The organism is Streptomyces carpinensis (assembly GCF_002154505.1).
Lineage (GTDB): Bacteria > Actinomycetota > Actinomycetes > Streptomycetales > Streptomycetaceae > Streptomyces > Streptomyces carpinensis.
The window spans coordinates 1-2,165 of the sequence record NZ_MUBM01000251.1 but is presented as its reverse complement, the minus strand read 5'-3'; the positions used below and the strand labels follow the sequence as shown (position 1 = coordinate 2,165).

The 2,165-nt window shown below is 68.1% G+C and carries 1 protein-coding gene and 1 pseudogene; one reads left to right on the top strand and one right to left on the bottom strand.

What is annotated here, in order from left to right; all coding sequences use genetic code 11:
* Positions 1–1,740, top strand: a 1,740-nt coding sequence (locus BZY54_RS31085) for a bifunctional metallophosphatase/5'-nucleotidase (RefSeq protein ID WP_107419870.1), incomplete at its 5' end; no start/stop codon positions are given.
* Positions 1,741–1,818: 78 nt separating this feature from the next.
* Here the strand turns inward: BZY54_RS31085 and BZY54_RS31080 are convergent.
* Positions 1,819–2,165: pseudogene (locus BZY54_RS31080) on the bottom strand (lysine 6-monooxygenase); the annotation flags it as partial.

Below are 2,165 nucleotides of genomic sequence, written 5' to 3'. Positions count from 1 at the left end.
GCGGCGCAGGCCGCCGAGGTGTCCGCGGGGTCGGCGGCGGGCGGGCCCGGCAAGCAGCCCAAGCGGTACTCGCTGACCGTGATGGGGACGACGGATCTGCACGGCCACGTCTTCAACTGGGACTACTTCAAGGACGCGGAGTACTCGGACAAGGCGGGCAACGCGCAGGGTCTGGCGCGGATCTCGACGCTGGTGAACCAGGTCCGTGAGGAGAAGGGCCGTGACAACACCCTGCTGCTGGACGCGGGTGACACGATCCAGGGCACGCCGTTGACGTACTACTACGCCAAGGTGGACCCGATCACGGCCCAGGGTGGCCCGGTGCATCCGATGGCGCGGGCGATGAACGCGATCGGGTACGACGCGGTGGCGCTGGGCAACCACGAGTTCAACTACGGCATCGAGACGCTGCGGAAGTTCGAGCAGCAGTGCGACTTTCCGCTGCTGGGTGCGAACGCGCTGGACGCGAAGACGCAGCGGCCAGCCTTTCCGCCGTACTTCATCAAGGAGTTCCGTCCGCACGGTGCGCGGCCGGTGAAGGTGGCGGTGCTGGGCCTGACCAATCCGGGTATCGCGATCTGGGACAAGGCGTATGTGCAGGGGAAGTTGACGTTCCCGGGGCTGGAGGAGCAGGCGGCGAAGTGGGTGCCGAAGCTGCGTTCGATGGGTGCGGACGTGGTGATCGTGTCGGCGCACTCGGGTACGTCCGGCACGTCCTCGTACGGTGATCAGCTGCCGTATGTGGAGGATGCCGCCGCGAACGTGGCCCGGCAGGTGCCGGGGATCGACGCCATCCTGGTGGGGCACGCGCACCTGGAGATTCCGGAGCTGAAGGTCGTCAACGACAAGACCGGGAAGACGGTCGTGCTGTCGGAGCCGCTGTGCTTCGCGGAGCGGCTCACCCTCTTCGACATCGAGCTGGTGTTCGTCAAGGGCCGGTGGGAGGTGGAGTCGGTTGCGGCGTCGCTGCGCAACTCCAACTCGGTGGCCGACGACCCGGAGATCACCAAGCTGCTCGACGGCGAGCACGAGAAGGTCGTGGCCTACGTCAACCAGGTCGTGGGCCGGGCGACGCAGACGCTGACGACGGTGGAGGCCCGCTACAAGGACGCGCCGATCATCGACCTGATCACCAAGGTGCAGGAGGACGTGGTGAAGGCGGCGCTGGCCGGCACCGGGTACGCCGCCCTGCCGGTGATCGCGCAGGCCTCGCCCTTCTCGCGGACGTCGGAGATCCCGGCGGGCGATGTGACGATCCGGGATCTGTCGGGCCTGTACGTGTACGACAACACGCTGGTCGCGAAGCTGATGACGGGCGCCCAGGTGCGCGCCTACCTGGAGTACTCGGCGGAGTACTACGTGCAGACGGCGCCGGATGCGGCGGTCGACGTGGACAAGCTGACGAACGCCGGCGGCCGTCCGGACTACAACTACGACTATGTGTCGGGTCTGCAGTACGACATCGATGTGGCCCAGCCGGCCGGTTCGCGGATCAAGAACCTGACGTTCGACGGTGCGGCGTTGGACGACGCGCAGCAGTTCGTGCTGGCGGTGAACAACTACCGTGCCAATGGCGGTGGCGCGTTCCCGCACGTGGCGTCGGCGAAGGAGCTGTGGTCGGAGTCGACGGAGATCCGTACCCGGATCGCCGAGTGGGTGACGGCGAAGGGTGAGCTGGATCCGAAGGACTTCGCGTCGGTGGACTGGAAGCTGACGCGGAACGGCACGCCGATGTTCTAGCGGATCGGCGGTCGCCAGCTCGTCGGGTCGGCGGTCAGCCGGCCGGCGGCCGAGCGGTTCAGCGGTTGTGTGGCGGCCTCAGATTCCGTCTGCCAGGGGTGTCAGTGTCCTGATCTGGCGCACGGGCGGGATCTGGGGCCGCTGCTGTGCGAGGCCGAACGCGGTGAACGCGGTGCGTGCGGGCAGCGGGTAGGGGTCGGTGCCGGTGATCGCGTTGAGGATGGTGGCGCTGCGCCAGGCGGCTAGGCCGAGGTCGGGGGCGCCGACACCGTGGGTGTGGAGTTCGGCGTTCTGGACGTAGACGTGGCAGCCGGTGGCGGTGATGACGGGGTCGAGGACGAGGCGGTACTGGTCGTCGATGCGGGGGCGTTCGCTGCTGTCGCGGCGCAGGTAGGGGTCGAGGCCGGCGAGGAGGGGGGTGAGGG